This window comes from Streptomyces sp. NPDC005496 (assembly GCF_042872045.1).
GTDB lineage: Bacteria > Actinomycetota > Actinomycetes > Streptomycetales > Streptomycetaceae > Streptomyces.
Map to the genome: position 1 here is coordinate 343,699 of NZ_JBIAJQ010000005.1, position 24,390 is coordinate 368,088.

Annotated in this window: 19 protein-coding genes; 11 read left to right on the plus strand and 8 right to left on the minus strand. The window is 72.1% G+C overall.

Features of this window, described 5'->3' with window-relative positions:
- The first annotated feature begins 136 nt into the window (after nt 1-136).
- The 3 genes from metG to ACFYQQ_RS17625 all read left to right on the plus strand — a co-directional run bounded on the left by metG (nt 137) and on the right by ACFYQQ_RS17625 (nt 3,374).
- Nucleotides 137-1,861, plus strand: coding sequence for a methionine--tRNA ligase (metG, locus tag ACFYQQ_RS17615; protein ID WP_355792779.1), 1,725 nt, complete (start codon nt 137-139; stop codon nt 1,859-1,861).
- A 168-nt stretch (nt 1,862-2,029) separates the two neighbouring features.
- Nucleotides 2,030-2,797: a calcium-binding protein gene (locus ACFYQQ_RS17620; RefSeq protein ID WP_355792776.1), complete on the plus strand. Its 768-nt coding sequence runs from the start codon at nt 2,030-2,032 to the stop codon at nt 2,795-2,797.
- Nucleotides 2,798-2,897: 100 nt separating this feature from the next.
- Nucleotides 2,898-3,374 carry a hypothetical protein gene (locus ACFYQQ_RS17625; protein ID WP_355792773.1) on the plus strand — a complete coding sequence of 159 codons (477 nt, stop codon included), beginning with the start codon at nt 2,898-2,900 and terminating at the stop codon, nt 3,372-3,374.
- A gap of 78 nt (nt 3,375-3,452) precedes the next feature.
- Here the strand turns inward: ACFYQQ_RS17625 and aspS are convergent, their stop codons facing one another.
- Nucleotides 3,453-5,216, minus strand: coding sequence for an aspartate--tRNA ligase (aspS, locus tag ACFYQQ_RS17630; protein WP_355785114.1), 1,764 nt, complete (start codon nt 5,214-5,216; stop codon nt 3,453-3,455).
- Between the two features lie 152 nt (nt 5,217-5,368).
- On the opposite strand from aspS, the gene ACFYQQ_RS17635 reads away from it, so the two are divergent.
- A complete protein-coding gene (locus ACFYQQ_RS17635) occupies nt 5,369-7,585 on the plus strand; it encodes a SpoIIE family protein phosphatase (protein ID WP_355785111.1) in 2,217 nt (738 codons plus the stop codon).
- Here ACFYQQ_RS17635 and ACFYQQ_RS17640 read toward each other — a convergent pair.
- The gene (locus ACFYQQ_RS17640) at nt 7,501-8,601 is read right to left on the minus strand and encodes an AI-2E family transporter (RefSeq protein ID WP_355785109.1); all 1,101 of its coding nucleotides are present in this window, start codon (nt 8,599-8,601) and stop codon (nt 7,501-7,503) included. The two genes, ACFYQQ_RS17635 and ACFYQQ_RS17640, sit on opposite strands and share 85 nt — an antisense overlap.
- A 223-nt stretch (nt 8,602-8,824) precedes the next feature.
- Between ACFYQQ_RS17640 and ACFYQQ_RS17645 the strand changes: the two genes are divergently transcribed.
- On the plus strand, nt 8,825-11,953 hold the full coding sequence (locus ACFYQQ_RS17645) for an ATP-binding protein (protein WP_388904826.1): 3,129 nt from the start codon (nt 8,825-8,827) through the stop codon (nt 11,951-11,953).
- Here the strand turns inward: ACFYQQ_RS17645 and ACFYQQ_RS17650 are convergent.
- From ACFYQQ_RS17650 to ACFYQQ_RS17665, 4 genes are all read right to left on the minus strand, one after another.
- Nucleotides 11,934-12,725, minus strand: coding sequence for an ABC transporter permease (locus ACFYQQ_RS17650; protein WP_355793560.1), 792 nt, complete (start codon nt 12,723-12,725; stop codon nt 11,934-11,936). The genes ACFYQQ_RS17645 and ACFYQQ_RS17650 overlap by 20 nt on opposite strands.
- Nucleotides 12,722-13,693 carry an ATP-binding cassette domain-containing protein gene (locus ACFYQQ_RS17655; RefSeq protein ID WP_356238068.1) on the minus strand — a complete coding sequence of 324 codons (972 nt, stop codon included), beginning with the start codon at nt 13,691-13,693 and terminating at the stop codon, nt 12,722-12,724. Before ACFYQQ_RS17655 ends, ACFYQQ_RS17650 begins: the two co-directional genes overlap by 4 nt.
- 149 nt (nt 13,694-13,842) lie before the next feature.
- Nucleotides 13,843-14,814 (minus strand): pirin family protein, encoded by a 972-nt coding sequence (locus tag ACFYQQ_RS17660; protein WP_355784373.1) that lies wholly within the window; start codon nt 14,812-14,814, stop codon nt 13,843-13,845.
- 158 nt (nt 14,815-14,972) lie between these two features.
- Entirely contained in the window at nt 14,973-15,437 is a 465-nt protein-coding gene (locus tag ACFYQQ_RS17665; protein ID WP_121405079.1) for an SseB family protein, read from the minus strand.
- Between the two features lie 143 nt (nt 15,438-15,580).
- Here ACFYQQ_RS17665 and ACFYQQ_RS17670 point away from each other — a divergent pair, with 143 nt between their 5' ends.
- From ACFYQQ_RS17670 to ACFYQQ_RS17680, 3 genes are all read left to right on the plus strand, one after another.
- On the plus strand, nt 15,581-17,407 hold the full coding sequence (locus tag ACFYQQ_RS17670; RefSeq protein ID WP_355784377.1) for an acyl-CoA dehydrogenase: 1,827 nt from the start codon (nt 15,581-15,583) through the stop codon (nt 17,405-17,407).
- A gap of 321 nt (nt 17,408-17,728) precedes the next feature.
- Nucleotides 17,729-19,021, plus strand: coding sequence for a M18 family aminopeptidase (locus ACFYQQ_RS17675; protein ID WP_355784380.1), 1,293 nt, complete (start codon nt 17,729-17,731; stop codon nt 19,019-19,021).
- A gap of 79 nt (nt 19,022-19,100) precedes the next feature.
- On the plus strand, nt 19,101-19,343 hold the full coding sequence (locus ACFYQQ_RS17680; protein ID WP_355784383.1) for a DUF6458 family protein: 243 nt from the start codon (nt 19,101-19,103) through the stop codon (nt 19,341-19,343).
- A gap of 582 nt (nt 19,344-19,925) precedes the next feature.
- Here the strand turns inward: ACFYQQ_RS17680 and ACFYQQ_RS17685 are convergent.
- Entirely contained in the window at nt 19,926-21,767 is a 1,842-nt protein-coding gene (locus ACFYQQ_RS17685; protein ID WP_355784385.1) for a thioredoxin-like domain-containing protein, read from the minus strand.
- A 149-nt stretch (nt 21,768-21,916) separates the two neighbouring features.
- Here ACFYQQ_RS17685 and ACFYQQ_RS17690 point away from each other — a divergent pair, with 149 nt between their 5' ends.
- Nucleotides 21,917-22,210 carry a hypothetical protein gene (locus tag ACFYQQ_RS17690; protein ID WP_355784388.1) on the plus strand — a complete coding sequence of 98 codons (294 nt, stop codon included), beginning with the start codon at nt 21,917-21,919 and terminating at the stop codon, nt 22,208-22,210.
- A 106-nt stretch (nt 22,211-22,316) separates the two neighbouring features.
- On the opposite strand, the gene ACFYQQ_RS17695 is transcribed toward ACFYQQ_RS17690, so the two are convergent.
- Nucleotides 22,317-22,754, minus strand: a complete 438-nt coding sequence (locus ACFYQQ_RS17695) for a cupin domain-containing protein (RefSeq protein WP_388904827.1) — start codon at nt 22,752-22,754, stop codon at nt 22,317-22,319.
- A gap of 52 nt (nt 22,755-22,806) precedes the next feature.
- Between ACFYQQ_RS17695 and ACFYQQ_RS17700 the strand changes: the two genes are divergently transcribed.
- Together ACFYQQ_RS17700 and ACFYQQ_RS17705 are read left to right on the plus strand one after the other, a co-directional pair.
- Nucleotides 22,807-23,874, plus strand: coding sequence for a helix-turn-helix domain-containing protein (locus ACFYQQ_RS17700; RefSeq protein WP_388904828.1), 1,068 nt, complete (start codon nt 22,807-22,809; stop codon nt 23,872-23,874).
- Complete coding sequence (locus tag ACFYQQ_RS17705) at nt 23,871-24,365, plus strand: LURP-one-related family protein (protein ID WP_355788528.1); 495 nt, start codon at nt 23,871-23,873, stop codon at nt 24,363-24,365. The genes ACFYQQ_RS17700 and ACFYQQ_RS17705 overlap by 4 nt, the downstream gene beginning before the upstream one ends.
- The last annotated feature ends 25 nt before the right edge of the window (nt 24,366-24,390 follow it).

The following is a 24,390-nucleotide window of genomic DNA, read 5'->3' on the forward strand; positions in this document are numbered from 1 at the left end:
CCGCTTCCCACCCCGTAAAACGGGAAGCGGGCGGCCCACGCGTGTCGGCTACGATTTCAAGGTTCGTACGACGGCCCGGCGGTGCAGCCGGAATCGACATCCGTCACCGCACGTAGCGACTTGGGAGCAGCCCGCGATGGCTCGACACCTCATCACCAGCGCCCTTCCGTACATCAACGGGATCAAGCACCTGGGCAACATGGTGGGGTCCATGCTCCCGGCGGACGTGTACTCCCGGTACCTCCGCCAGCGCGGCCACGACGTGCTCTACATCTGCGCGACGGACGAGCACGGCACCCCCGCCGAGCTGGCCGCCAAGGAGCGGGGCCTGCCGGTCGACGAGTTCTGCGCCCAGGCGCACGACGCGCAGAAGGCGGTCTACGACGGCTTCCAGCTGGCGTTCGACCACTTCGGCCGCAGCTCCTCCCCGCAGAACGCGGAGCTGACCCAGCACTTCGCGCGCCGCCTGTACGAGAACGGCTTCATCGAGGAGCGGTCGATCCGCCAGGTGTACTCGCCGGCGGACGGCCGCTTCCTGCCCGACCGCTACGTCGAGGGCACCTGCCCGCACTGCGGCTACGACAAGGCGCGCGGCGACCAGTGCGAGAACTGCACCCGCGTCCTGGACCCGACGGACCTGATCGACCCCCGTTCGGCGATCTCCGGTTCGACGGACCTGGAGGTGCGCGAGACCAAGCACCTCTTCCTGCTCCAGTCGAAGCTCCAGCACGAGGTGGAGTCCTGGATCGACGGCGCCTCCGAGGACTGGCCGCAGCTGGCCTCCTCCATCGCCCGCAAGTGGCTGACCGAGGGCCTGCACGACCGGGCGATCACCCGTGACCTGGACTGGGGCGTCCCGGTCCCGGCCGACACGTGGCCGGAGCTGGCCGCCGAGGGCAAGGTCTTCTACGTCTGGTTCGACGCCCCGATCGAGTACATCGGCGCGACGAAGGAGTGGGCGGACGCCGCTCCCGGGGAGAACCGCGACTGGAAGTCCTGGTGGTACGAGCCGGACGGCGCGGCCGACGTGCGCTACACGGAGTTCATGGCCAAGGACAACGTCCCCTTCCACACCGTGATGTTCCCGGCGACCGAGCTGGGCGTGCGCGAGCCGTGGAAGAAGGTCGACTACGTGAAGGCCTTCAACTGGCTGACGTACTACGGCGGCAAGTTCTCCACCTCGCAGAAGCGCGGTGTCTTCACGGACCACGCCCTGGAGATCCTGCCGGCGGACTACTGGCGCTACTTCCTGATCGCCAACGCCCCCGAGTCGGACGACTCGTCCTTCACCTGGGAGCACTTCACGGCCACGGTGAACAAGGACCTCGCCGACACCCTCGGCAACTTCGTCAACCGCGTGCTGTCCTTCTCGAAGAAGCGCTTCGGCGAGGAGGTCCCGGCGGGCAAGGCGGCCGGTGAGGCCGAGGCGAAGCTGGGCGAGGAGATCGCGCGGCTGCTCGCCGAGTACGAGGAGCAGATGGAGGCGCTGCAGTTCCGCAAGGCCGCCGCCGCGCTGCGCGCGCTGTGGTCGGCGGGCAACTCCTACCTGGAGGAGAAGGCCCCCTGGCTGGAGATCAAGACCGACCAGGAGGGCGCGGCCCTGACGCTGCGCACGGCGATGAACCTGATCCACCTGTACGCGGTGGTCTCCGAGCCCTTCATCCCGGCCTCCTCCAAGGCGATGCGCTCGGCGTTCGCGCTGCCGGACGACACCGCCACGTGGGTCACCCCCGAGGAGGCCCGCGCCCTCACCTCGGTCCCGGCGGGAACCCCGTTCACGGTCCCGCCGGTCCTCTTCGCCAAGCTCACGGACGAGGACCTGGAGACGTACAAGGAGCGCTTCGGCGGCGCCCCGGAGTAGCGGCACACGCCCCGGACGGAGGGGGTGGCCGGGCACGCCGCACCGGCGCCCGGCCACCCCTTCCGTCATGCACGTGCCGACCTTCACAAGATCCGTACAACCAACATCGCGTGCCGTGTGTCTCCTACTCGCCCGGACCAGGATCCGGATCGTCATTCGTGGAGAAACATGCGTATTCGTACCGCCGCGGGCGCTGCCGTCGGCACCCTGGCACTGCTCTCGTTCCTGACGCCGGCGGCACAGGCCGACGTGAGCAAGGGCGACACCGTCTTCACCTCCCTGTCCTTCAGCAGGACGACGGTCGACGTCGGTGTCAGCGCGGCGCAGAAGCTGACGGTGACCGCCACCGCCAAGGACGGCTCCGGGATCAAGGACATCTACGGCGCCAAGCTGGTCAGCCCCGACGACCGGATCGTGCACGCCGGCTCGGCCGACTGCACCCGGCCGTCGACGACGACCAGGAAGTGCGTCTTCCAGTTCACCCTGGAGGCCGACCGCTCCGACTACTACGACCTGAAGAACAGCTCCGCCGGCACCTGGCACTTCACCGCGGAGGCCGCCGCGAACGACGGCGACTTCTACGACCTGGAGGACAGCGCGCCGGTCAAGGTGAAGCGGTACGCGAAGCTGACGGCCACGCAGGCCTCGCCGGAGCCGGTCGCCTCGGGCGGCACCCTCACCGTCACCGGGGCGCTGACCCGCGCGAACTGGGACACCAACGTCTACGCGGGCTACAGCGGCCAGTCGGTGGCGCTGCAGTTCAAGAAGTCCGGGTCCTCCACGTACACGACGGTCAAGTCCGCGACCACGGACAGCAGCGGCAAGCTGCGGACGACGGTCACCGCGCGTTCCTCCGGGACCTGGCGCTGGAAGTTCGCCGGCACCGGCACGACCAGCGCCGTCACCGCCTACGGCGACGGTGTCGCCCTGAAGTAGCGGGCCGCCCGGCACCGCAGGGTGCCGGGCACCCGGGGCCTCCCGCGTCGGCGGCCGACCCCGCCGGTGACATGTCCCCGCTCACCCGTATGGTTTCGCCATGGCAGTCCCCCAGGTCATTCCGATCGCCTACGAGCCCAAGCACCGCACCGAGACCATCGGACGGTACGCGGACGGCCAGTTCCTGGCGTCGATCACATACGCGTTTCCCGAAGGGTTCCGTCCCGACGACGGCTGGGAAGAGCACAAGCGCCTGTACGTGGCGCTCCACACCTTCGACGCCGAGGGCCGCTACCGCGACTCGGAGGTCTGGTGCGCGGGCACCTGGGCCGAGCAGCAGCGCGCTCCGCACGGGGAGAACTCGGTCCTCGCGCGGGCCCGCGCCCATCTGGGGAAGCTGCTGCGCAGCCTGCCCCGGCGCGCGTACACGGACATCGCGATCCGCCCCTTCCAGCTGACCGTCGACGGCGTGCTGTTCGGACTGGTCACCGGGGAGGACGCCGAGGAGTCCTGGGCGGAGCTGTACCCGGACCGCCTCGGCTTCGCCGCCCCCTGGGACGGCCGTTACGACACCTGAGCCCACCCGACCCCGCGCGAACAGCGAAGCGGCCCGGAACCGTTCCTCGGTTCCGGGCCGCTTCGTGCGGGTCGTCGGCTACTTCGGCTGCGGCTTGCGCACGGAGAGGTGCAGCTCGCGCAGGCGCGACTCGTCGAGCTCCGTCGGCGCGCCCATCATCAGGTCCTGCGCGTTGCCGTTCAGCGGGAACGCGATGGTCTCGCGGATGTTGGGCTCGTCGGCGAGGAGCATGACGATGCGGTCGACGCCCGGGGCGATGCCGCCGTGCGGCGGGGCGCCGAAGCGGAACGCGCGGAGCATGCCGGCGAACTGCTCCTCGACGGTCTCGCGGTCGTAGCCCGCGATCTCGAAGGCCTTGAGCATGATCTCGGGCTCGTGGTTCCGGATCGCGCCGGAGGACAGCTCGACGCCGTTGCAGACGATGTCGTACTGCCAGCCCAGGATGTCCAGCGGGTCCTGGGTCTCCAGGGCCTCCAGGCCGCCCTGCGGCATCGAGAACGGGTTGTGCGAGAAGTCGATCTTCCCGGTGTCCTCGTCCTTCTCGTACATCGGGAAGTCGACGATCCAGCAGAAGCGGAAGACGTTCTCCTCGAAGTGCCCGGCGCGCTTGGCGGCCTCGACCCGCACCGCGCCCATGATCTTCGAGACCTCGTGGAACTCGCCCGCGCCGAAGAAGACGGCGTGCCCGGCGGCCAGGGAGAGCCGCTTCGTCAGCTCCGCGACGTTCTCCTCCGTCAGGAACTTGGCGATCGGGCCGGTCAGCGACCCGTCCTCGGCCACGCGCACCCAGGCCAGGCCCTTCGCGCCCTGCTCGACCGCGTAGTCACCGAGGCCGTCGAAGAACTTGCGGCTCTGCCCGGCGACGTCCGGCACCGGCAGGGCACGCACGTGCTTGCCCGCGAACGCCTTGAACTCCGAGCCCTCGAACACGTCGGTGATGTCGACGAGCTCCAGCCGGGCGCGCAGGTCCGGCTTGTCGGAGCCGTACTTCAGCATGGCCTCGCGGAACGGGATGCGCGGGAAGGGCGAGGTGACGTGCCGGCCGCCGCCGAACTCCTCGAACAGCTCGGTCATGAGCTTCTCGATGGGCTGGAAGACGTCCTCCTGCTCGACGAAGGACATCTCCACGTCGAGCTGGTAGAACTCGCCCGGCGAGCGGTCCGCGCGCGCGTCCTCGTCGCGGAAGCAGGGCGCGATCTGGAAGTAGCGGTCGAAGCCGGAGATCATCAGCAGCTGCTTGAACTGCTGCGGGGCCTGCGGCAGCGCGTAGAACTTGCCCGGGTTCAGACGCGAGGGGACGACGAAGTCACGGGCGCCCTCGGGGGAGGTGGCGCTGAGGATCGGCGTCGCCATCTCGTTGAAGCCCAGCGCCGTCATCTTGTGACGGATCGCGGAGATCACGGCCGTGCGCAGCAGGATGTTGCGGTGCATGCGCTCGCGGCGCAGGTCGAGGAAGCGGTACTCCAGGCGCCGCTCCTCGTTGACGCCGTCCTCGGCGTTGATGGTGAACGGCAGCGGGGCGGCCGCGCCGAGCAGCTCGACCTCGCTCACCTCGACCTCGACCTCGCCGGTGGGCAGGTCGGGGTTCACGTTCTCCGTGCCGCGGGAGACGACCTTGCCGTCGACGCGGACCGTCGACTCCTTGGAGAGCTTGTCGAGCGCCTCGTACGCGGCCGTGCCGGGGCGGGCGACGAGCTGCGTGATGCCGTAGTGGTCGCGCAGATCGATGAAGAGGATGCCGCCCAGGTCTCGGCGATTGTGCAGCCAGCCGCTCAGCCGGACGTCGCTCTCGACGTCAGAGGCGCGGAGCTCGCCGCAGGTGTGGGACCTGTACCGATGCATCGTCGTTCATCCAGTCTTCGCGGATCGGGGGCTGTTTCACGTGAAACATCCGGGCTGGAGCCCGGATCTCCCAAGGGTACCGGCCGCCCCGAGATCACCGGCCCGAATACTCTCGGTGGCAGCTCCCGATCACCTCTCCTTAGAGTGGGTGAATGCGCACTGGTGAGCCCCTGCCCACCGTGGGGGAGGTCCTGGCCTCCCTCGCGACCGGCCTTTGGCGCTGGGACAACGAGGCCGGACTGGTGACGCTTGACGCCGAGTGCGCGCGGCTGCTCGGCCTGCCGGCCGAGCCGACGACCCTGACGGAGGCGGGCATACGCTCCCGCTTCCACCCGGTCGACTGGAACGAGATCGACGGCATCGTGCAGCTCGCCGTCGCCGAGGGCACCCTGGCGGAGGCCCGGCTGCGGATCATGGACGAGCAGGGGCGTGTGATCCGCACGGTGCGCAGCCGCTCCCGGCCCTCCGTGCACCCCGAGACGGGCGAGTACGAGCTGGTCGGCACCCTCCAGGAGGTCAGCGAGCAGCCCCCCGGCGCTGCCGCCCGTACCCCCGTCACCGGCGACTGGCGCCGCTCGCGCGAGGCGTTCCTGCTGGACGCGGGGCGCGCGCTGGCGGAGGCGCGGTCGACGGAGGAGGTCCTGCGGGTCGCGGCGGGCTTGTCGATGCCGGGCTTCACCCCGGACGGGCTGGCCGTCTTCGGCGCGGAGGCGGACCGGCTGACGATCATCGGCCACCACGGGCACCAGCCGGGTGACGAGGGGCCGTTCTCCCACATGTCCCTGGACACCGACTATCCGGCCGCGGAGGTCGTCCGCACCGGCCGTGCCGTCTACCTCTCCTCCCCCGAGGACTACAAGGCCCGCTACCCGGCCTCCTGGCCGCTGGCCCAGCACTTCGGGCGGCAGAGCTGGGCGTTCCTGCCGCTGACGGTCGCCGGCCGCACGATGGGCGCCTGGATGGCGGCGTTCTCCTATCCGGTCTCGTTCACGCCCGACGAGCGCTCGGTGCTGACCACCGTGGCCCGGATGCTGGCGCAGGCCCTGTCGCGGGCGGGCGTCGCCGAGTCCGAGCGGGAGCTGACGGACGGCCTCCAGCGCTCGATGCTGCCGACCCTGGGCCCCGAGATACCCGGCATGTCGGTGGCCGCGCGCTATGTGCCCACCGGCGGCGGGCTCCAGGTCGGCGGCGACTGGTACGACATGATCCCGCTGCCCGGCGGCACCTCCCGGACGAAGTCCGGGGCGGGCAGGTTCGCCCTGGTCATCGGCGACGTCCAGGGGCACGACGTACGGGCCGCGGGACTGATGGGCCAGCTGCGGATCGCCCTGCGCGCCTACGCCTCCGAGGGGCACCGCCCCGACGCGGTGCTCTCGCGGGCCTCCCGGTTCCTGTACGGGATCACCGACTCCGTCACCCAGGACGGCGAGAGCATGGACCCGCGCTTCGCGACCTGCCTGTACGTCGAGGTCGACCCGGCGACCGGCGTGCTGGACATCGCCCGGGCCGGCCATCCGGACCCCGCGATCCGCATGGCGGACGGGACGGTGCTGATGCGGCCGACCGCGGGCGGGCTCCCGCTGGGCGTCGACCCGGACGCGGACTACCCGACCACCCGGCTGGTCCTGGAGCCCGCCGAGACCCTGCTGATGTGCACGGACGGCCTGATCGAGACCGGCGGCCACGACCTGGACACCGGCTGGCGGCGGATCCGCCGGATCCTGGAGGAGCACGACGGCGACATGGACGTCCTCGCCGACTCCCTGGTCCAGGCCGTGCACGGACCCTCCTCGCACCACTCCCCCGGCCCGCTGATCGACCGCCGCGAGGACGACATAGCGGTGCTGCTGCTGTGCCGGATCGGCGAGGGCTGCGGCTGCGGCAGCACGGCCGACGTCATCGCGCCGCCGGTGCGCCGCACGATGGTCACCGTCGCGCAGGCCGAGCCCGAACGGGTCGCGGGCGCCCGCCAGCAGCTGCGGGAGCTGCTGCACGACTGGGCCTGCGACGACCAGGTCGACTCGGCGGTGCTGATGACCTCCGAGATGGTCACCAACGTGCTCGTGCACACCGACGCGGACGCCCTGCTCGTCGCGCAGCTCAGCGGCGACACGGGGGAGCGCCGGCTGCGGGTGGAGGTCACGGACGGCAGCGACGACCTCCCGCACAAGCGCCGGCCGGGCGAGCTGGCGTCGTCGGGCCGCGGACTGGTGCTCATGGAGCTGCTCGCCGACGCGTGGGGCGTCGATCCCCGGGGCCAGGGCAAGAGCATCTGGTTCGAGCTCTACGAGTCCTCGGGCAAGTCCGACGACCCGCCGGACTTCGGGCTGTCCGACGACGGCGACGCGTCCGAGGACTCCCCCGCGTAGCGCGTGCGCGCCTCCGACAGGACGCCGAACGCGGCCGCCGTCAGCGGCACGGCCAGCAGCATCCCGAGGATCCCGGCGACCGAGGCGCCCCCGGTGATCGTCAGCATGACCACCGCCGGATGCATCTGCACCGTACGGCTCTGGATCGCCGGCTGGAGGACGTGGCCCTCCAGGACCTGGACGGCGAGCACGACGCCGAGCGCCCACAGCGCGATGACGAACCCCCGGTCGGCCAGCGCGACCAGCACCGCCACCGTGCCCGAGATGAAGGCGCCGAGGTAGGGGATGTACGCCATCACGAAGACCAGCGCGCCCAGGCCGACGGCGCCGGGGACGCCGAGGACCAGCAGCCCGACGGTGATGCAGACGGCGTCGATCAGCGCGATGAGCGTCGTACCGCGCATGAAGCCCTCCACGGCCTGGAAGGCGCGCCTGGCCATGGCCTCCACGGTGTCGGCCGTGCCGTGCGGGGACAGCGCGCGCAGGGCGCCGGGGGCGCGGTGGGAGTCGCGCAGGAAGAAGAAGACGAGCAGCAGCGCGAGCACGGCCACGGCGAGGGTCTCGCCGACGACGCTGACGCCGCTGATGACGTTGGAGGCGGCGGTCCCGCCGAACTTGCTCAGCAGTTCCCTGGAGTTCGAGGCGATGTCGTGCAGGGAGGTGCCGGCCGCCCCGAAGTGCTCGGCGAGCGAGGTCGCGGCGTCCTTGAGCGAGGCGACGATCTGGTCGCCGGTGTCGACGAGCGCGGCGACCACGATGTAGACGGCGCCGCCGACGACCACGACCACCGCCACGCAGGTGAGCCCGGCCGCCAGCGACCGGTTGACCCCGACCTTCACCAGCCGCCGGTACAGCGGCCCGAGCAGGGCCGTCCCGAGGAGGGCGAGCAGCACCGGCACGACGGCCGTGCGCAGTTCGCCGCAGAGCTGGATCCCGACCCACCCGACGGCCGCGACGAGGAGGATGACGGCGCACCAGGCGGCCAGCCGCCGGGCGCCTTCGGGAAGTAGGTGCACGGCCCCACCCGATCACGCGGCGGGCGGTGTGTCCTCGCGGGACGGCCCGCCCGGGTGACGCGACGTCAGGAAGAGGACCGCTCACGCCGCGGGGGAGCACCGGCCCCGCGCGCGTACCCGGCACGGGGACGGAACGGGCGCCGCGGCCGAAAGCCCTTCGGGCGGGCGCGAGTTCGGGCCACGGCGGGAGTTTCCGCGGCCGGGGCTTGGCTAACCTGCACGGGTGACCACCGACCTGACCCTGCTGCCGCGTGTCGCCCACCGCGGACGGGAGGTCACCGCGCCCCGGCTCCGGGGCCTGCTCGCGCTGCTCGCGGGCGACGTGCGCTCGGGCTGCAGCACCGAGCGGCTCGTGGCGGGACTGTGGCCGGACGAGCAGCCGGAGCACCCGGGCAAGGCGCTCCAGGTCCTCGTGTCCAGGGCGCGGGCGCAGCTGGGCGCCGACGTCATAGCGAGCACGCCGACCGGGTACCGGCTCACCCTCACCGAGGACCGGATCGACAGCTCAGCCCTGCTGCTGCACGCCACCACGAGCGCCGGGCGGGCCAGGGCCGGGGACCACGCCGGATCACTGGCCGCCGCCGAGGCGGGGCTCGCCCTGTGGGAGGGCACCCCCGAGGGGGCCGGTGACCCCGGAGACCCCGTGGCCGCGCTGCGCGCCGACCGCGCCCCCGTCCGCGACGCGCTCGTCCGGGCGCGGGCCCTCGCCCTCGCCCGGCTGGGCCGCCACACGGAGGCCGCCGGACCGCTGGCAGCGGCCGCCGCGGCGCGTCCGCGCGACGAGGAGGTGCTCGCCGAGCTGCTGCGCGGCGAGGCGGCGACGGCCGGCCCGTCCGCCGCGCTGACGCGCTACGAGACCTATCGCCGGGAGCTGCGCGACCGGCTCGGCACCGACCCAGGGCCCGCCCTGAAGGCCGTCCAGCGGGAGCTGCTGCGCGGCGAGGCGCCGCCCGTACGGCACGGCGTCCCGCACGAGCCGAACCCGCTGCTGGGCCGGGACGAGGACATCGCGGCGGTGGAACGGCTGCTGCGCGCCTCCCGCGCCGTCACCGTCGTCGGCCCCGGCGGCCTCGGCAAGACCCGCCTCGCGCACGCCGTCAGCCGACGCGCCGAGCAGCGGCTGGTGTACTTCGTGACGCTCGCCGGAGTCGGCGCCGACGAGGACGTGGCCGCCGAGGTGGCCTCCGCGCTCGGCGCCGGCGAGGCCCGGCCCGCCGCCGTGACCGGGCCCGCCCAGGCCCCGGCGGTGTCCGGCATCCTCGGCGTGCTCGGCTCCGGGCCCGCCCTGCTGGTGCTGGACAACTGCGAGCAGGTCGTCCGGGGCGCCGCCGACCTCGTACGCACCCTGGTCTCGTCCTCGAAGGACCTGCGGGTGCTCGCCACGAGCCGGTCCCCGCTCGGCCTCACCTCGGAGGCGGTGTTCGCGCTGCCCGAACTCGGCCTCGGCACCTCGGTCGAGCTGTTCACGCAGCGGGCCCGGGCCGCCCGGCCAGGGGTGGAGCTGCCGCCGCACGCGGTGGCCGAGCTCTGCCGCCACCTCGACGGGCTGCCGCTCGCCGTGGAGCTGGCCGCCGCGCGGGTGAGGGTGCTGTCGGTGCCGGAGATCGCGCGCCGCCTCGGCGACCGGTTCGCGCTGCTGCGCGGCGGCGCACGGGACGTGCCGGAACGCCACCGCACACTGCACGCGGTCGTGGACTGGAGCTGGAACCTCCTCGACGAGGAGGCGCGGGCGGCGCTGCGCACGATGTCCGTGTTCCCCGGCGGCTTCTCCGGCGAGGCGGCCGAGCGGGTCCTCGGCGAGGACGCCCTGCTCCTGCTGGAACAGCTCGCCGACCAGTCGCTGCTCACCGTCGCCGACACCCCCGCGGGCGTACGGTTCCGGATGCTGGAGACCGTACGGGAGTTCAGCGCGGCCCGGCGCGCGGAGGCGGGCGAGGAAGAGGAGGCCGTCGGCCGCTTCCTGGACTGGGCGCGGGACTTCGGGGTCACCTACCACGACTGGTTCTTCAGCTCGGAACCGCTGGCCGCCTGGGAGCGGATCAGGGCCGAGCAGGACAACCTCGTACCGGCCCTGCGGCACGCCCTGGCCCGCACGGACGGCCCCACCACCGCCGCGCTCACCGCCGTCCTGGCCGCGCTGTGGTCCACCGACTCCAACTACCTGCGCCTGGCCACCCTCGCCGCGGACACCGGGCCGCCGCTGTCGCACTACCACCCCGAGCCCGCGTACGTGGAGGTCGCCCGCGCCGCCGCGGTGCTCTGCACGGCCAGCCTGTTCATGGGCTACGGCCCGCACGTCGTACGCCAGCTCGTCACCCTGCGAAGGCTGCCCCCGGCGCCCCCGGACACGCTGCTGCGCGCCATCGCGGCCGTGCTGGGCGCGGTCCCCGAGATGCAGCCGCCCGACTACGCCGTGCTGCGCGAGCTGTGCGCCAGTGACCAGCCGCTGCTCGCCGGGATCGCCGAGTGCGTCGCCACCTACGTCTGGGAGTACGAGCACGACATCGACCGGGCGCTCGCCTCGGCCCGCCGCACGGTCACCGCGCTGGCGCCGGTCGACAACCCGTTCCTCCAGGTCATGGGCCACTCCCGGCTGGCCCAGCTGTGCCTGCAACTGGAACAGGGCGACGCGGCGTACGGCCATCTCCGACAGGCCCTCGAAGCGCTGCCGCGGCTCGGCGACGACCACGACACCATCGGCGTCCGCTGGGGCCTCGTCCTCGCCTGCCTCCAGCGCGGCGACCCCGACGAGGCCGAGTACTGGCTGCGCCAGGCGGAACAGGCCGGCAACCCGAAGAAGGACGACTCCGACAGCGCCGACCTCGGCGGACGGGCCGAGATCGCGCTCGCCCGGGGACTGACGGAGGTCGGTCTCGGCCTGTGGCGCAGTGCCATGGACGGGGTCACCGAGGCCGGCCCGATGTACAGCGGCGATCCCTTCCTCGACCGGTGGGCGCTGAAGATCCAGTCGGCGGCGGTGACGGCGCACGCGCACGCGGGGCGCCTCGAACCGGTCGCGCAGGCGGTCGGGCGACTGCGCCGGGGCCTTACGACCCTGCTCTCGGCCCCGGCCCACTCGCCCATGGACCTGCCCGTGTACGGGACGGTGCTGCACGCGCTCGGCATGGCGGGCCTCGCCGCCGGAGACGGCACGGCGGTCCGGATGATCGCGCTGGCCGAACGGCTGCGGGTACTGCGCGACTACCAGCCGACCATGTCGGCGGACCGCGCCCGCAAGGCGGCCGAGCAGGCCGACAGGGCGGCGTACGCCGACGCGGTGTCGGAGTACGCCGCCCTGCCGCGGGACGGGCTGCGCGAGGCAGCCCGCGCGCTCATTTCGGGTCGCGGTTGAACAGCGCCGTCGACCAGCGGTAGCCGAGCACGGACAGGCCGACGCACCAGGCGATCGCGATCCACCAGTTGTTGCCGATCTCGCTGCCGAGGAGCAGGCCGCGCAGGGTCTCGATGGCGGGCGTGAAGGGCTGGTACTCGGCGATCGGCTGGAACCAGCCCGGCATCGTGTCGGCCGGGATGAAGGCGCTGGAGATGAGCGGCAGGAGGATCAGCGGCATCGCCATGTTGCTGGCCGCCTCGGCGTTCGGGCTCGCCATGCCCATCCCGACGGCGATCCAGGTGAGCGCCAGGGTGAACAGCGCGAGCAGTCCGAAGGCCGCCAGCCACTCCAGCGCCGTGGCGTCCGTGGACCGGAACCCGATGGCGACGGCGACGGCGCCGACGAGGACCAGGCTGGCGAGCACCTGGAGCACGCTGCCCACGACGTGCCCGATGATCATCGAGCTGCGGTGGATGGCCATGGTGCGGAAGCGGGCGATGAGGCCCTCGGCCATGTCGGTGGAGACGGACACGGCGGCGCCGATGACGGTGCTGCCGATGGTCATCATCAGGATGCCGGGGACGATGTAGGCGATGTACTCGGAGCGGTCGGCGCCGCCGCCGCCGATCCCCGCGCTCATCACGTCGCCGAAGATGTAGACGAAGAGCAGCAGCAGCATGATCGGCGTGAGCAGCAGGTTCAGTGTGAGGGACGGGTAGCGCCGGGCGTGCAGCAGATTGCGGCGCAGCATCGTGTTCGAGTCGCGCACGGCGAGGGAGAGGGCGCTCATCGGACGGTCTCCTTGGACTGGCTGGGGACGGCGGCGCCGCCGGTGAGGGCGAAGAAGACGTCGTCGAGGTCGGGGGTGTGCACGGTCAGCTCGTCGGCCTCGATGCCGGCCGTGTCCAGCCAGTCGAGGACGGAGCGCAGTTCGCGCTGGCTGCCGTCGCTGGGGATCTGCAGCGTCAGCGCCTCGTCGTCGCGGGTGGCCTCGCGCAGGGCGGCCGCGGCGGACCGGTAGGCGGCCGGGTCGGTGAACCGCAGCCGCACGTGCCCGCCGGGGATGAGCCGCTTCAGCTCGTCGGCGCTGCCCTCGGCGGCGATCTTCCCGTCGCTCAGCACCGCGATGCGGTCGGCGAGTTCGTCGGCCTCCTCCAGGTACTGCGTGGTGAGGAAGACGGTGACGCCGCCGGAGACCAGCTCGCGGATGATCTGCCACATGTTGTGGCGGGAGCGGGGGTCGAGGCCGGTGGTCGGCTCGTCGAGGAAGATGATCCGCGGGCCGCCGACCAGCGTCATGGCGAGGTCCAGGCGCCGCTTCATGCCGCCGGAGTAGGTGGACACCGGCTTCTTGGCGGCCTCCACCAGGTCGAGGCGCTCCAGCAGTTCCGCGGTGACGCGCCTGCCCTCCTCGCGGGGGAGGTGGTGCAGGTCCGCCATGAGGAGCATGTTCTCCTCGCCGGTGATCAGGTTGTCGACGGCGGAGAACTGCCCGGTGACGCCGATCGCGGCGCGGACGGCCTGCGGGTCGGCGGCGAGATCGTGGCCGCCGACCTGCAGGTCGCCGGCGTCGGCGGTGATGAGGGTCGAGAGGATCTTGACGGCGGTGGTCTTGCCGGCGCCGTTCGGGCCGAGCAGGGAGAACACCGTGCCGGCCGGGACCGCCAGGTCGATGCCGTCGAGGACCGTCTTGTCCCCGTAGGCCTTGCGCAGCCCCTTGGCCGCGATGGCGAGGGAGTGCGGAGTCGTTGTCGTCATGGGGCAGAGCGTGCGGCACGGCGCCTTCAGCGCGGTTTCACGGCGGTTTCAGCGTCCTGGAACCGGGACCACCCGCCGCGTACGGGCACACGGACGAGCCCCGGTCCGGGTGTGGACCGGGGCTCGTCCCCGCGGGGTGCCGGCGGGTTCTACAGGCCGCCCTCGGACATCCCGTGCACGGCCGGGACCGTACCGAGCCGGCCCTTCTGGAAGTCCTCGAAGGCCTGCTGGAGCTCCTCGCGGGTGTTCATCACGAAGGGGCCGTAGTGGGCCATCGGCTCACGGATCGGCTGCCCGCCGAGGATCACGACCTCCAGGTCCGGCGTGTTCGAGTCCTGCCGCTCGTCCGCGCGGACGGTCAGCGAGGAACCGGCGCCGAAGACGGCGGTCTGCCCGGTGTGGACGGGCCGGCGCTCCGCACCGACGCTGCCGCGCCCGGCGAGGACGTACGCGAGTCCGTTGAAGTCCTCGCGCCACGGGAGCGTCAGTTCGGCGCCGGGCGCCACGGTCGCGTGGATCATGGTGATCGGCGTGTGCGTGATGCCGGGGCCCTGGTGGCCGTCCAGCTCACCGGCGATGACCCGCAGCAGCGCGCCGCCGTCGGGGGTGGTGAGCAGCTGGACCTGGCCGCCGCGGATGTCCTGGTAGCGCGGCGCCATCATCTTGTCGCGGGCCGGCAGGTTCACCCAGAGCTGGAGGCCGTGGAAGAGGCCGCCCGACATCACGAGCGCCTCCGGCGGCGCCTCTATGTGCAGGAGTCCCGAGCCCGCCGTCATCCACTGGGTGTCCCCGTTGGTGATGGTGCCGCCACCGCCGTTGGAGTCCTGGTGGTCGAAGATCCCGTCGATGATGTAGGTGACGGTCTCGAAACCGCGGTGGGGGTGCCAGGGGGTGCCCTTGGGCTCTCCCGGCGCGTACTCCACCTCACCCATCTGGTCCATCATGATGAACGGGTCGAGGTGGCGGTAGTTGATCCCGGCGAACGCGCGGCGCACCGGGAATCCCTCGCCCTCGAAGCCACCGGGCGCGGTCGTCACCGTGAGGACGGGACGGGCCACGGCGTCGGCGGGCGCGACCACACGGGGCAGGGTCAGCGGGTTCTCGACGGTCACTGCAGGCATGTCGGGTACCTCCTTGGCTTCGAGTTTAGTTGATTGTTGAACTTTCTGCTACCCGTAACGAAGGACGCCCGGAGGGCATTCCCTCCGGGCGTCCGTCGTGGGCGAAATACGTCGTCGGCGGCGCGTGCGGGCGCTCACCGCCCGCGGCACGGCCGCGGTCAGCCGTACATCCGGCGCATGGCGAAGTCGACCATCTGCTCCACGGCCTTCGCGTCGAAGACCATGCGGTGCTCGCCCTCCATGTCGAGGACGAAGCCGTAGCCGGTCGGCAGCAGGTCGATCACCTCGGCGCCGGTGATCACGAAGTACTTGGACTCCTTGCCGGCGTACCGGCGCAGCTCCTTGAGCGAGGTGAACATCGGGATCACGGGCTGCTGGGTGTTGTGCAGCGCGAGGAAGCCGGGGTTGTCCCCGCGCGGGCAGTAGACCTTCGAGGTCGCGAAGATCTGCTGGAAGTCCTCGGCGGCCATCGACCCCGTGGTGAATGCGCGGACCGCGTCCGCGAGGGAGGGCGGGGACGGCTCGGGGTACAGCGGCGGCTGCTGGCCGTAGCCGCCGGGCATCTGCTGCTGCGGCGGGGCGTACTGCTGCTGAGCGCTCGCGTTCTGGTCGTAGCCGTACATGCCGCAAAGACTACTGAGTCACAGATGACCCACTCGGGGTTGCGTCTTATTACCGACGGGTAGCATCATCGTAGCTACTTGCCGGTATGTGTAACGAGGCTGCCAGTTCTCCGGCCTCCCCGATCTCTTACGGAGCCGTCGCCATGGGGCACTACAAGTCGAATCTCCGCGACATCGAGTTCAACCTCTTCGAGGTGCTCGGGCGCGACAAGCTGTACGGCACCGGCCCGTTCGAGGAGATGGACACCGACACCGCCAAGAGCATCCTCGAAGAGCTGACGCGCCTCTCGGAGAACGAGCTGGCCGAGTCCTTCGCCGACGCCGACCGCAACCCGCCCGTCTTCGACCCGGAGACGAACACGGCGCCGGTCCCCGCGTCCTTCAAGAAGAGCTACCAGGCCTTCATGGACTCCGAGTACTGGCGGCTCGGCCTGCCCGAGGAGATCGGCGGCACCACTACGCCCCGCTCCCTGATCTGGGCCTACGCGGAGCTCGTGCTCGGCGCCAACCCGGCCGTCTGGATGTACTCCTCCGGCCCCGCCTTCGCCGGCATCCTCTTCGAAGAGGGCAACGAGGTCCAGAAGCACATCGCGAAGATCGCCGTCGACAAGCAGTGGGGCTCCACCATGGTGCTCACCGAGCCGGACGCCGGCTCGGACGTCGGCGCCGGCCGCACCAAGGCGGTCCAGCAGGAGGACGGCTCCTGGCACATCGAGGGCGTGAAACGCTTCATCACGTCCGGCGAGCACGACATGTCGGAGAACATCCTCCACTACGTCCTCGCCCGCCCCGAGGGCGCCGGCCCCGGCACCAAGGGCCTGTCCCTCTTCCTCGTCCCGAAGTACGAGTTCGACTTCGAGACCGGCGAGCTGGGCGAGCGCAACGGCGTCTACGCCACCAACGTCGAGCACAAGATGGGCCTCAAGGCGTCCAACACCTGCGAGATGACCTTCGGCGACCGCCACCCCGCCAAGGGCTGGCTGATCGGCGACAAGCACGACGGCATCCGCCAGATGTTCCGCATCATCGAGTTCGCCCGCATGATGGTCGGCACGAAGGCCATCTCCACGCTCTCGACGGGCTACCTGAACGCGCTGGAGTACGCCAAGGAGCGCGTCCAGGGTCCCGACCTGGCGAACTTCATGGACAAGACCGCGCCCAAGGTCACCATCACGCACCACCCCGACGTGCGCCGCTCGCTCATGACGCAGAAGGCGTACGCGGAGGGCATGCGCGCGCTCGTGCTGCACACCGCCGCGATCCAGGACGAGATCCAGGTCAAGGAGGCGGCCGGCGAGGACGCCACCGCGCTGGAGGCCCTGAACGACCTGCTCCTGCCCATCGTCAAGGGCTACGGCTCCGAGAAGGGCTACGAGCAGCTCGCCCAGTCGCTCCAGACGTTCGGCGGCTCCGGGTTCCTCCAGGAGTACCCGATCGAGCAGTACATCCGCGACGCCAAGATCGACACCCTCTACGAGGGCACCACCGCGATCCAGGGCCAGGACTACTTCTTCCGGAAGATCGTCCGCAACCAGGGCGCCGCGCTGAACTCCCTCGCCGAGGACATCAAGAAGTTCCTGGCGCTCGGCACCGGCGGCGAGGAGCTCTCCACCGCCCGCGAGCAGCTCGCCAAGGCCGCCGTCGAGCTGGAGGCCATCGTCGGCCTGATGCTCACCGACCTCGCGGCCACCGAGCAGGACGTCAAGAACATCTACAAGGTCGGCCTCAACACCACCCGCCTGCTCATGGCCTCCGGTGACGTGGTCGTCGGCTACCTGCTGCTGCGCGGTGCCGCCGTGGCCGCCGAGAAGCTCCAGACCGCGTCTGCCAAGGACAAGCCGTTCTACACCGGCAAGATCGCGGCGGCGAAGTTCTTCGCGGCCAACGTCCTGCCCGGCGTCACCGGCGCGCGCAAGCTCGCCGAGGGCGTCGACCTGGACCTGATGGAGCTGGACGAGGCCGCCTTCTAGCACCCGCCACCGGCGGGGGACGCACCCCTGCCGGCAACCGGCGGCTGTCAGAGGGTCCGGCGGTCCGGCGAGCGGATGATCGCCGTCGGTCCGACGCGGCGGTCGTCCGGTGGGCCGGGGAGCGGATGGCTCAGGTCGCTCCGGCGCTCCGGCGAGCGGATGGCCCAGGTCGGTCCCGAGGGCCGGCCGGCGGGTGGACGTCGGCGGGCCGGTGGCCGGATTCTGACCCTCCGGTCAGGTGTCCGCCTTTCACATCCCCCTCACGAGGGCCCGTTCCCCATCACGGGGAGCGGGCCCTCGTGCGTCGTTAAGGTGAACCCCATGCGCACACCCTCCCGCTTCGACCGCGGCCACACCGACGACCTCATGACCTTCCTGGCGGCGACACCCACGCCGTACCACGCCGTGGCGAACGCCGCCGAGCGCCTGGAGAAGGCCGGATTCCGTCAGGTCGCCGAGACCGACGCGTGGGACGGCACGACCGGCGGCGCCTACGTGCTGCGCGGCGGCGCGATCATCGCCTGGTACGTCCCGGAGGGCGCCGCCCCGCACACCCCGTTCCGGATCGTCGGCGCGCACACCGACTCCCCCAACCTGCGGGTCAAGCCGCTGCCGGACAGCGGCGCCCACGGCTGGCGGCAGGTCGCCGTCGAGATCTACGGCGGCCCCCTCCTCAACTCCTGGCTGGACCGCGACCTCGGCCTCGCCGGACGCGTCTCGCTGCGCGACGGCACGACCCGGCTGGTGAACATCGACCGCCCGCTGCTCCGCGTCCCCCAGCTCGCGATCCACCTCGACCGCTCGGTCTCCGCCGACGGCCTCAAGCTGGACAAGCAGCGCCACCTCCAGCCCGTCTGGGGCCTCGGCGACCCCCGCGAGGGCGACCTGATCGCCTTCGTCGAGCAGGAGACCGGCCTCTCCGCCGGCGAGATCACCGGCTGGGACCTGATGACCCACTCCGTCGAGGCCCCCGCGTACCTGGGCCGCGACCGGGAACTCCTCGCCGGCCCGCGTATGGACAACCTGCTCTCCGTGCACGCCGGCACCGCCGCCCTCGCCGCCGTCTCCGCCGCCCGCGACCTCCCCTACATCCCCGTCCTCGCCGCCTTCGACCACGAGGAGAACGGCTCCCAGTCGGACACCGGCGCGGACGGCCCGCTGCTCGGCACCGTCCTGGAGCGCTCGGTGTTCGCCCGCGGCGGTACGTACGAGGACCGGGCCCGCGCCTTCGCCGGCACCGTCTGCCTGTCCTCCGACACCGGACACGCCGTCCACCCCAACTACGCCGAGCGGCACGACCCGACGCACCACCCCCGCGCGAACGGCGGCCCCATCCTCAAGGTGAACGTCAACAACCGCTACGCCACGGACGGTTCGGGGCGTGCCATCTTCGCCGCCGCCTGCGAGAAGGCCGGCGTCCCCTTCCAGTCCTTCGTCTCCAACAACGCCATGCCCTGCGGCACCACCATCGGGCCCATCACCGCGGCCCGGCACGGCATCAGGACCGTCGACGTCGGCGTGGCCATCCTCTCCATGCACAGCGCGCGCGAACTCTGCGGCGCCGACGACCCGTTCATGCTGGCCAACTCCCTCGCCGCGTTTCTCGAGGGCTAGCCGGGCATGTCCGCCGCGCCCCCGGGTACCCGGAGTTGACCCGAAGAGAAGCCGAGTCGGCTACAGGAGGCGACACCCAATGGGCCTGGGCGGGTGCATCATATTGATCGCCGTAGGGGCGATCCTCACATTCGCGACCGACTGGGACATGGAAGGGGTCAACCTCGACCTGGTCGGCATCATCTTCATGATCGCGGGACTGATCGGCGTGGCGACGTTCAGCAGCATCGCCAAGCGCCGGCGCACCGTCGTACAGCCCACCACCCCGGTGGTCACCGAAGAGCGTCCCCGGGGCGGTTACAACGACGGCTACGGCGCGTAGGACACCCGGCGTCGGCTGAGGCCGCCGCCGTGACGGCACCGGCGGGCACCCCCGGAGGACGGGGACGCCGCCCGGGCCGGGCACGCGGACGGGGCACCCCGAGGGCGGTCATGGCACGAGGGGTACCGGACACGGGCGCGGAACGCGGGGAGGACGGTCAACTGCCGCCCTCCCCGCAGCCGTCCGCCCCACACGCGGCACCCGCACCGGTACGGGACGCTCACCGCCCCGCACGCCGGCACGGCACCGGCACGGGCACGGGCACGGGCACCGGCACACTCGCTGCACCGCACGCGCCGCGCCCGTTCGGGACACTCACCGCACAGCACGCGGCCCCCGCCGTTCCGGGGCGATGACCGCACGCACGCGGCGCCCCGCCCGTTCGGGACAGTCAGCGCACCGCACGCGGACCGGCACACTCGTCTGCACCGCACGCGCGCCCGCCGGTTCAGGACGCTCCCCTCACCGCCTGCGGCGCCCTCGCCGATTCGGGACGGCGTACCGCACCGCACGCCGCGTCCTCGGCACCCACGCGCCCCGGCACCCCGCGCGTCCGGCCTTCGGCCCTCAACTCCCCCCTCGTCAGACCTCGTCCATCCCCGCGAGGACCAGCGGCAGCCGGTCCTCGCCGTCCGGGGTGAGCCGGACCGGTACGCCCCAGTCCTGCTGGTGGACATGGCACGCCGGGTACTCGATGTCCGCGTCGTCGTCACACGACGCCGCCATCGCCGAGACGTGCAGCACGCCTTCGGCGACCGCCGGGTTCAGCTCCAGCTCCCGGGACAGCTCCGTCCCCGCACCCCCGCCGCGCAGCAGCAGCTCCGGCGGCGTCGAGGAGACCAGCAGCCGCGTGGACGGCCCGTACCGCGTGTCGAGCTTCTGGCCTGCCGGAGCCTGGAAGACGACGTCCAACCGCACGGCGCCCGGGGCGACTTCGGTGGCGGCGCGCTGCGTGCGGTGGGCGACCGCGTCGACGCGCACCGCCTCCTCGGGCAGCCGCAGCCGGGTCAGCCGGTGCCGGGCCGACTCGACGACGACCACGTCCGGACCGACCACCACCGCGTCGCTGGGCTCCCGCAGGTCCGTCGCCAGCGTGGTCACCTCACCGGTGGCCGGGTCGAAGCGGCGCAGCGCGTGGTTGTACGTGTCGCTGACGGCCACCGAGCCGTCGGGCAGCGCGGTGACGCCCAACGGGTGCTGGAGCAGGGCCTGTCCGGCGGCGCCGTCCCGGTGCCCGAAGTCGAACAGGCCGGTGCCCACGGCCGTGTGCACGCTCCCGTCCGGCTCCACCCAGCGCAGTGCCGAGGTCTCGGAGTCGGCCACCCACAGCCGCTGCCCGTCGGCCGAGACGGCGAGACCGGACGGCTGCGCGAACCACGCCTCCGCGGCGGGCCCGTCCACCAGCCCCTCGTTCGTCGTGCCGGCCGCGACGCCGACCGTCCCGCCGCCGGCGGCACCCCCTGCCGGGTCGTACACCCACAGCTGGTGCACGCCCGCCATGGCGATCCAGACCCGCCCGCCGAACACGGCCACGTCCCACGGGGAGGACAGGTCCACCTCGCGCGCGGGCCCCTCCGTCGCCGACCCGCGCCACCACTGGCGACCGGTGCCCGCGAGCGTCGTGACCCGGCCGTCCGCGAGGTCGAGGCGGCGCAGAGCGTGGTTCACCGTGTCGGCGACGACCACCGCGCCGTCGTCGAGGAGGGCGAGGCCCTGCGGCTCGTTGAACGCGGCCGTGCCGGGCCCGCCGTCGGTGAGGCCACGCACGCCGGAGCCGATGCGGCGCACGACCGTCTCACCGTCGGGCTCCAGCTCCACCAGCTGATGCCGGGTCGTGTCGCTCACCAGGAGGTTCCCGGACGGCAGCACCAACGCCTTGCCGGGGAAGCGGAGGTCGCCCGCGACCGACTCCGGCGCCACGTACGGGCCGTCCCCGCGCCGCAGGGTGCCCTTCGCCGCGTGCTCGGCCTCCAGCTCCTCGACGAGCCGCTCGATGGCGTGGGCGTGCCCCTCGCCCGCGTGCTGCGCGACCACGTACCCCTCGGGGTCGATCACCACCAGCGTCGGCCAGGCGCGGACCGCGTACTGCTTCCAGGTGGCCAGCTCCGGGTCGTCGAGGACGGGATGCTCCACCCCGTACCGCTCGACGGCGTCCACGACCGCCTCGTGCTCCGCCTCGTGGACGAACTTCGGCGAGTGCACCCCGATGACCACCACGGTGTCCCGGTGCTTCTCCTCCAGCTCCCTCAACTCGTCCAGAACATGCAGGCAGTTGATACAGCAGAAGGTCCAGAAATCGAGTACGACGACGCGTCCTCGCAGGTCGGCGAGGCTGTACTGCTTGTCACCCGTGTTCAGCCAGCCGCCCTTGCCGACCAGCTCGGGGGCGCGGACGCGAGCGCGGCGCGGGGTGGAGTGGTTCATGGATCAAGGGTGCCACTCGGCCCGCGCGAACCCTTTTCCCTGTGGATAACCCGGTCACATTGAGTAACAGAACGCCACGAGATGCGTACCCGGCGTGACGGAGGGATGCTCGGAATACGACAGGGGGGTCACTGCAAGGGAGCAGTTTCATGGCACGACAGCCCGACGAATCCATGCGCGAGCCCGGTATGCGCGACCGCGACGAGCTGCGCGACCCCGAGGGCATGCAGGAGCGCATGCGCGACCGCGAGAACCCGCGGGACCCCGAGGGCATGCGCAACCGCGAGAACCCGCGCGACCTCGACCCCATGGAGGACAGGGACCGCAGGGAGCGGCGCGGTTCGGACGCCGGGATGCCCGGCGCCGGCGTCCGTGAGCGCGCCCGTGGCGACGAGCGCGCCGCCGAGGACGACGACGAGATGTGGGCGGACGGTTACCGGTAACGGCTGACCGGCGCTCGGTTCGCGTCGAGCCCCCCGCCGCTTCGGTGCGGCGGGGGGCTTTCGCGTGCCGGCGTCCGCCCCGGGGACCGGGACCGCGCGGCCCCGGTCAGTCCAGGGCGTGGCCGATCGTCGCGTCGACGTGGTCGGGGATCTCCTCGTGGCGGTCGCCGACGGTGAGGGTGCCGGTCGGCTCGAAGAGGAGGAGCGAGGCGCCCGCCGGGGCGACGGGCTTGTGCTCGGTGCCGCGGGGGACGGTGAAGACGGAGCCCTTGGGCAGGACGACGGTCCGCTCGCCTCCTGCCTCCCGCAGCGAGATGGCCAGCTCCCCGTCGAGGACCAGGAAGAACTCGTCCGTGTGGTCGTGCACGTGCCACAGGTGCTCGCCCTCGACCTTCGCCACGCGGACGTCGTAGTCGTTGACGGCGGTGACGATGCGGGGGCTCCAGAGGTCGTCGAAGGAGCCGAGTGCCTCGGCGAGGGAGACCGGCTCGCGGCCCGCGCGGGGGCCCGTACCGGTGTCGGGTGCGCTCTGTTCGCTGCTCATGGCCCCATGCTCGGGCGTGGTGCGGGCGCCGCGCGAGTGCTAGAAATCGCGTATGCCGCAAGGATCCTCGCAAGCGGGGCGGCCGGTGCCGGACGGTTCCGTGCCGCGCCGCCCCGGTCCGCCGCCGGACGCCCCACCCCCGCGTCCCCATCGCGTCGCCGTGATCGTCGACGCGAGCACGAACCCCTTCGAGGTGGGCGTGGCCACCGAGCTGTTCGGGCTGCCGCGCCCCGAGCTGGGTCTCGACCGGCCGCTGTACGAGCTGACGCTCTGCGGGCCGACGCCCGAGGTCCGGATGAACCACGGCTTCTTCACGCTGGCCGGGGTGCCGGGCCTGGACGCGGTGGACGACGCGGACACCCTGATCGTCCCCGGCCGCCCCGACAACGTCGTGCCGCGCGGCGCCGACGTGTGGGAGGCCATCCGGCGCACCCACGCGCGCGGGGCCCGCGTGATGAGCTTCTGCACGGGCACCTTCGCGCTGGCGGAGGCGGGCCTGCTGGACGGCCGCCGGGCGACCACGCACTGGCGCTGGGCCGACTCCTTCCGCGCGCTGCACCCGCGGGTGCTCCTGGAGCCGGACGTCCTGTTCGTGGACGAGGGTGACGTGCTGACGGCGGCGGGCAGTGCCGCGGCGCTCGACCTGGGGCTGTACGTGGTCCGCCGTGACCACGGGGCGGAGATCGCCAACGCGGTCTCCCGGCGTCTGGTGTTCGCCGCGCACCGCGACGGGGGCCAGCGCCAGTTCGTGGAGCGGCCGCTGCCGGACGTGCCGGACGAGTCGCTGGGGCCCCTGCTGGCCTGGGCCCGTGAGCGTCTCGGCGACCCCCTGACGGTCGCGGACCTCGCGGCGCGGGCGTCCGTCAGCCCGGCCACCCTCCACCGGCGGTTCCGTGCCCAGCTCGGGACGACCCCGCTGGCGTGGCTCACCGGCGAGCGGGTGGCGCTCGCCTGCCGGCTGATCGAGCGGGGTGAGGAACGGCTCGACGTGGTGGCCCGGCACAGCGGGCTGGGCACGGCCGCTAACCTCCGCGAGCGGCTGCGCCGGGAGACGGGACTCAGCCCGTCGGCCTACCGGCGGCGTTTCGGAGGAGCCGCCGGGGAAGCCCTGATGGCATGAGATACCTCGTACGCGAACGACTGCTCGGTTTCGGTGACGACTACTGGATCGAGGACCAGCACGGCAACAAGGCGTTCCTCGTCGACGGCAAGGCGATGCGGGTCCGGGACACCTTCGAGCTGAAGGACGGCCAGGGCCGGGTCCTCATCGACATCCACCAGAAGATGTTCGCCCTGCGCGACACGATGGTGATCGAGCGGGACGGCGACCCCCTGGCGACCATCAAGCGCAAGCGTCTGTCGCTGCTGCGCAACCACTACCGGGTGTCCCTGGTGGACGGGACGGAGCTGGACGTCAGCGGAAAGATTCTGGACCGCGAGTTCGCCATCGACTACGACAACGAGCTCCTGGCGCAGATCTCCCGGCGGTGGCTGCACGTCCGGGAGACCTACGGCGTGGACGTGGTGCGCGACGACGCGGACGCGGCCCTGCTGATCGCCGTGGCGGTGTGCGTCATCCACCTGGCGGACAAGGAGGGCGAGGACGACTGAGGGCGGCGCCCGCCTCGGCGGCCGG

Excerpts from the sequence above, each read along its gene's own strand:
- metG (WP_355792779.1), top strand. The coding sequence starts at position 137 with ATGGCTCGACACCTCATCACCAGCGCCCTTCCGTACATCAACGGGATC.
- ACFYQQ_RS17620 (WP_355792776.1), top strand. The coding sequence starts at position 2,030 with ATGCGTATTCGTACCGCCGCGGGCGCTGCCGTCGGCACCCTGGCACTG.
- ACFYQQ_RS17625 (WP_355792773.1), top strand. The coding sequence starts at position 2,898 with ATGGCAGTCCCCCAGGTCATTCCGATCGCCTACGAGCCCAAGCACCGC.
- aspS (WP_355785114.1), bottom strand. The coding sequence starts at position 5,216 with ATGCATCGGTACAGGTCCCACACCTGCGGCGAGCTCCGCGCCTCTGAC.
- ACFYQQ_RS17635 (WP_355785111.1), top strand. The coding sequence starts at position 5,369 with ATGCGCACTGGTGAGCCCCTGCCCACCGTGGGGGAGGTCCTGGCCTCC.
- ACFYQQ_RS17650 (WP_355793560.1), bottom strand. The coding sequence starts at position 12,725 with ATGAGCGCCCTCTCCCTCGCCGTGCGCGACTCGAACACGATGCTGCGC.
- ACFYQQ_RS17655 (WP_356238068.1), bottom strand. The coding sequence starts at position 13,693 with ATGACGACAACGACTCCGCACTCCCTCGCCATCGCGGCCAAGGGGCTG.
- ACFYQQ_RS17660 (WP_355784373.1), bottom strand. The coding sequence starts at position 14,814 with ATGCCTGCAGTGACCGTCGAGAACCCGCTGACCCTGCCCCGTGTGGTC.
- ACFYQQ_RS17665 (WP_121405079.1), bottom strand. The coding sequence starts at position 15,437 with ATGTACGGCTACGACCAGAACGCGAGCGCTCAGCAGCAGTACGCCCCG.
- ACFYQQ_RS17670 (WP_355784377.1), top strand. The coding sequence starts at position 15,581 with ATGGGGCACTACAAGTCGAATCTCCGCGACATCGAGTTCAACCTCTTC.
- ACFYQQ_RS17675 (WP_355784380.1), top strand. The coding sequence starts at position 17,729 with ATGCGCACACCCTCCCGCTTCGACCGCGGCCACACCGACGACCTCATG.
- ACFYQQ_RS17680 (WP_355784383.1), top strand. The coding sequence starts at position 19,101 with ATGGGCCTGGGCGGGTGCATCATATTGATCGCCGTAGGGGCGATCCTC.
- ACFYQQ_RS17685 (WP_355784385.1), bottom strand. The coding sequence starts at position 21,767 with ATGAACCACTCCACCCCGCGCCGCGCTCGCGTCCGCGCCCCCGAGCTG.
- ACFYQQ_RS17690 (WP_355784388.1), top strand. The coding sequence starts at position 21,917 with ATGGCACGACAGCCCGACGAATCCATGCGCGAGCCCGGTATGCGCGAC.
- ACFYQQ_RS17695 (WP_388904827.1), bottom strand. The coding sequence starts at position 22,754 with ATGAGCAGCGAACAGAGCGCACCCGACACCGGTACGGGCCCCCGCGCG.
- ACFYQQ_RS17700 (WP_388904828.1), top strand. The coding sequence starts at position 22,807 with ATGCCGCAAGGATCCTCGCAAGCGGGGCGGCCGGTGCCGGACGGTTCC.
- ACFYQQ_RS17705 (WP_355788528.1), top strand. The coding sequence starts at position 23,871 with ATGAGATACCTCGTACGCGAACGACTGCTCGGTTTCGGTGACGACTAC.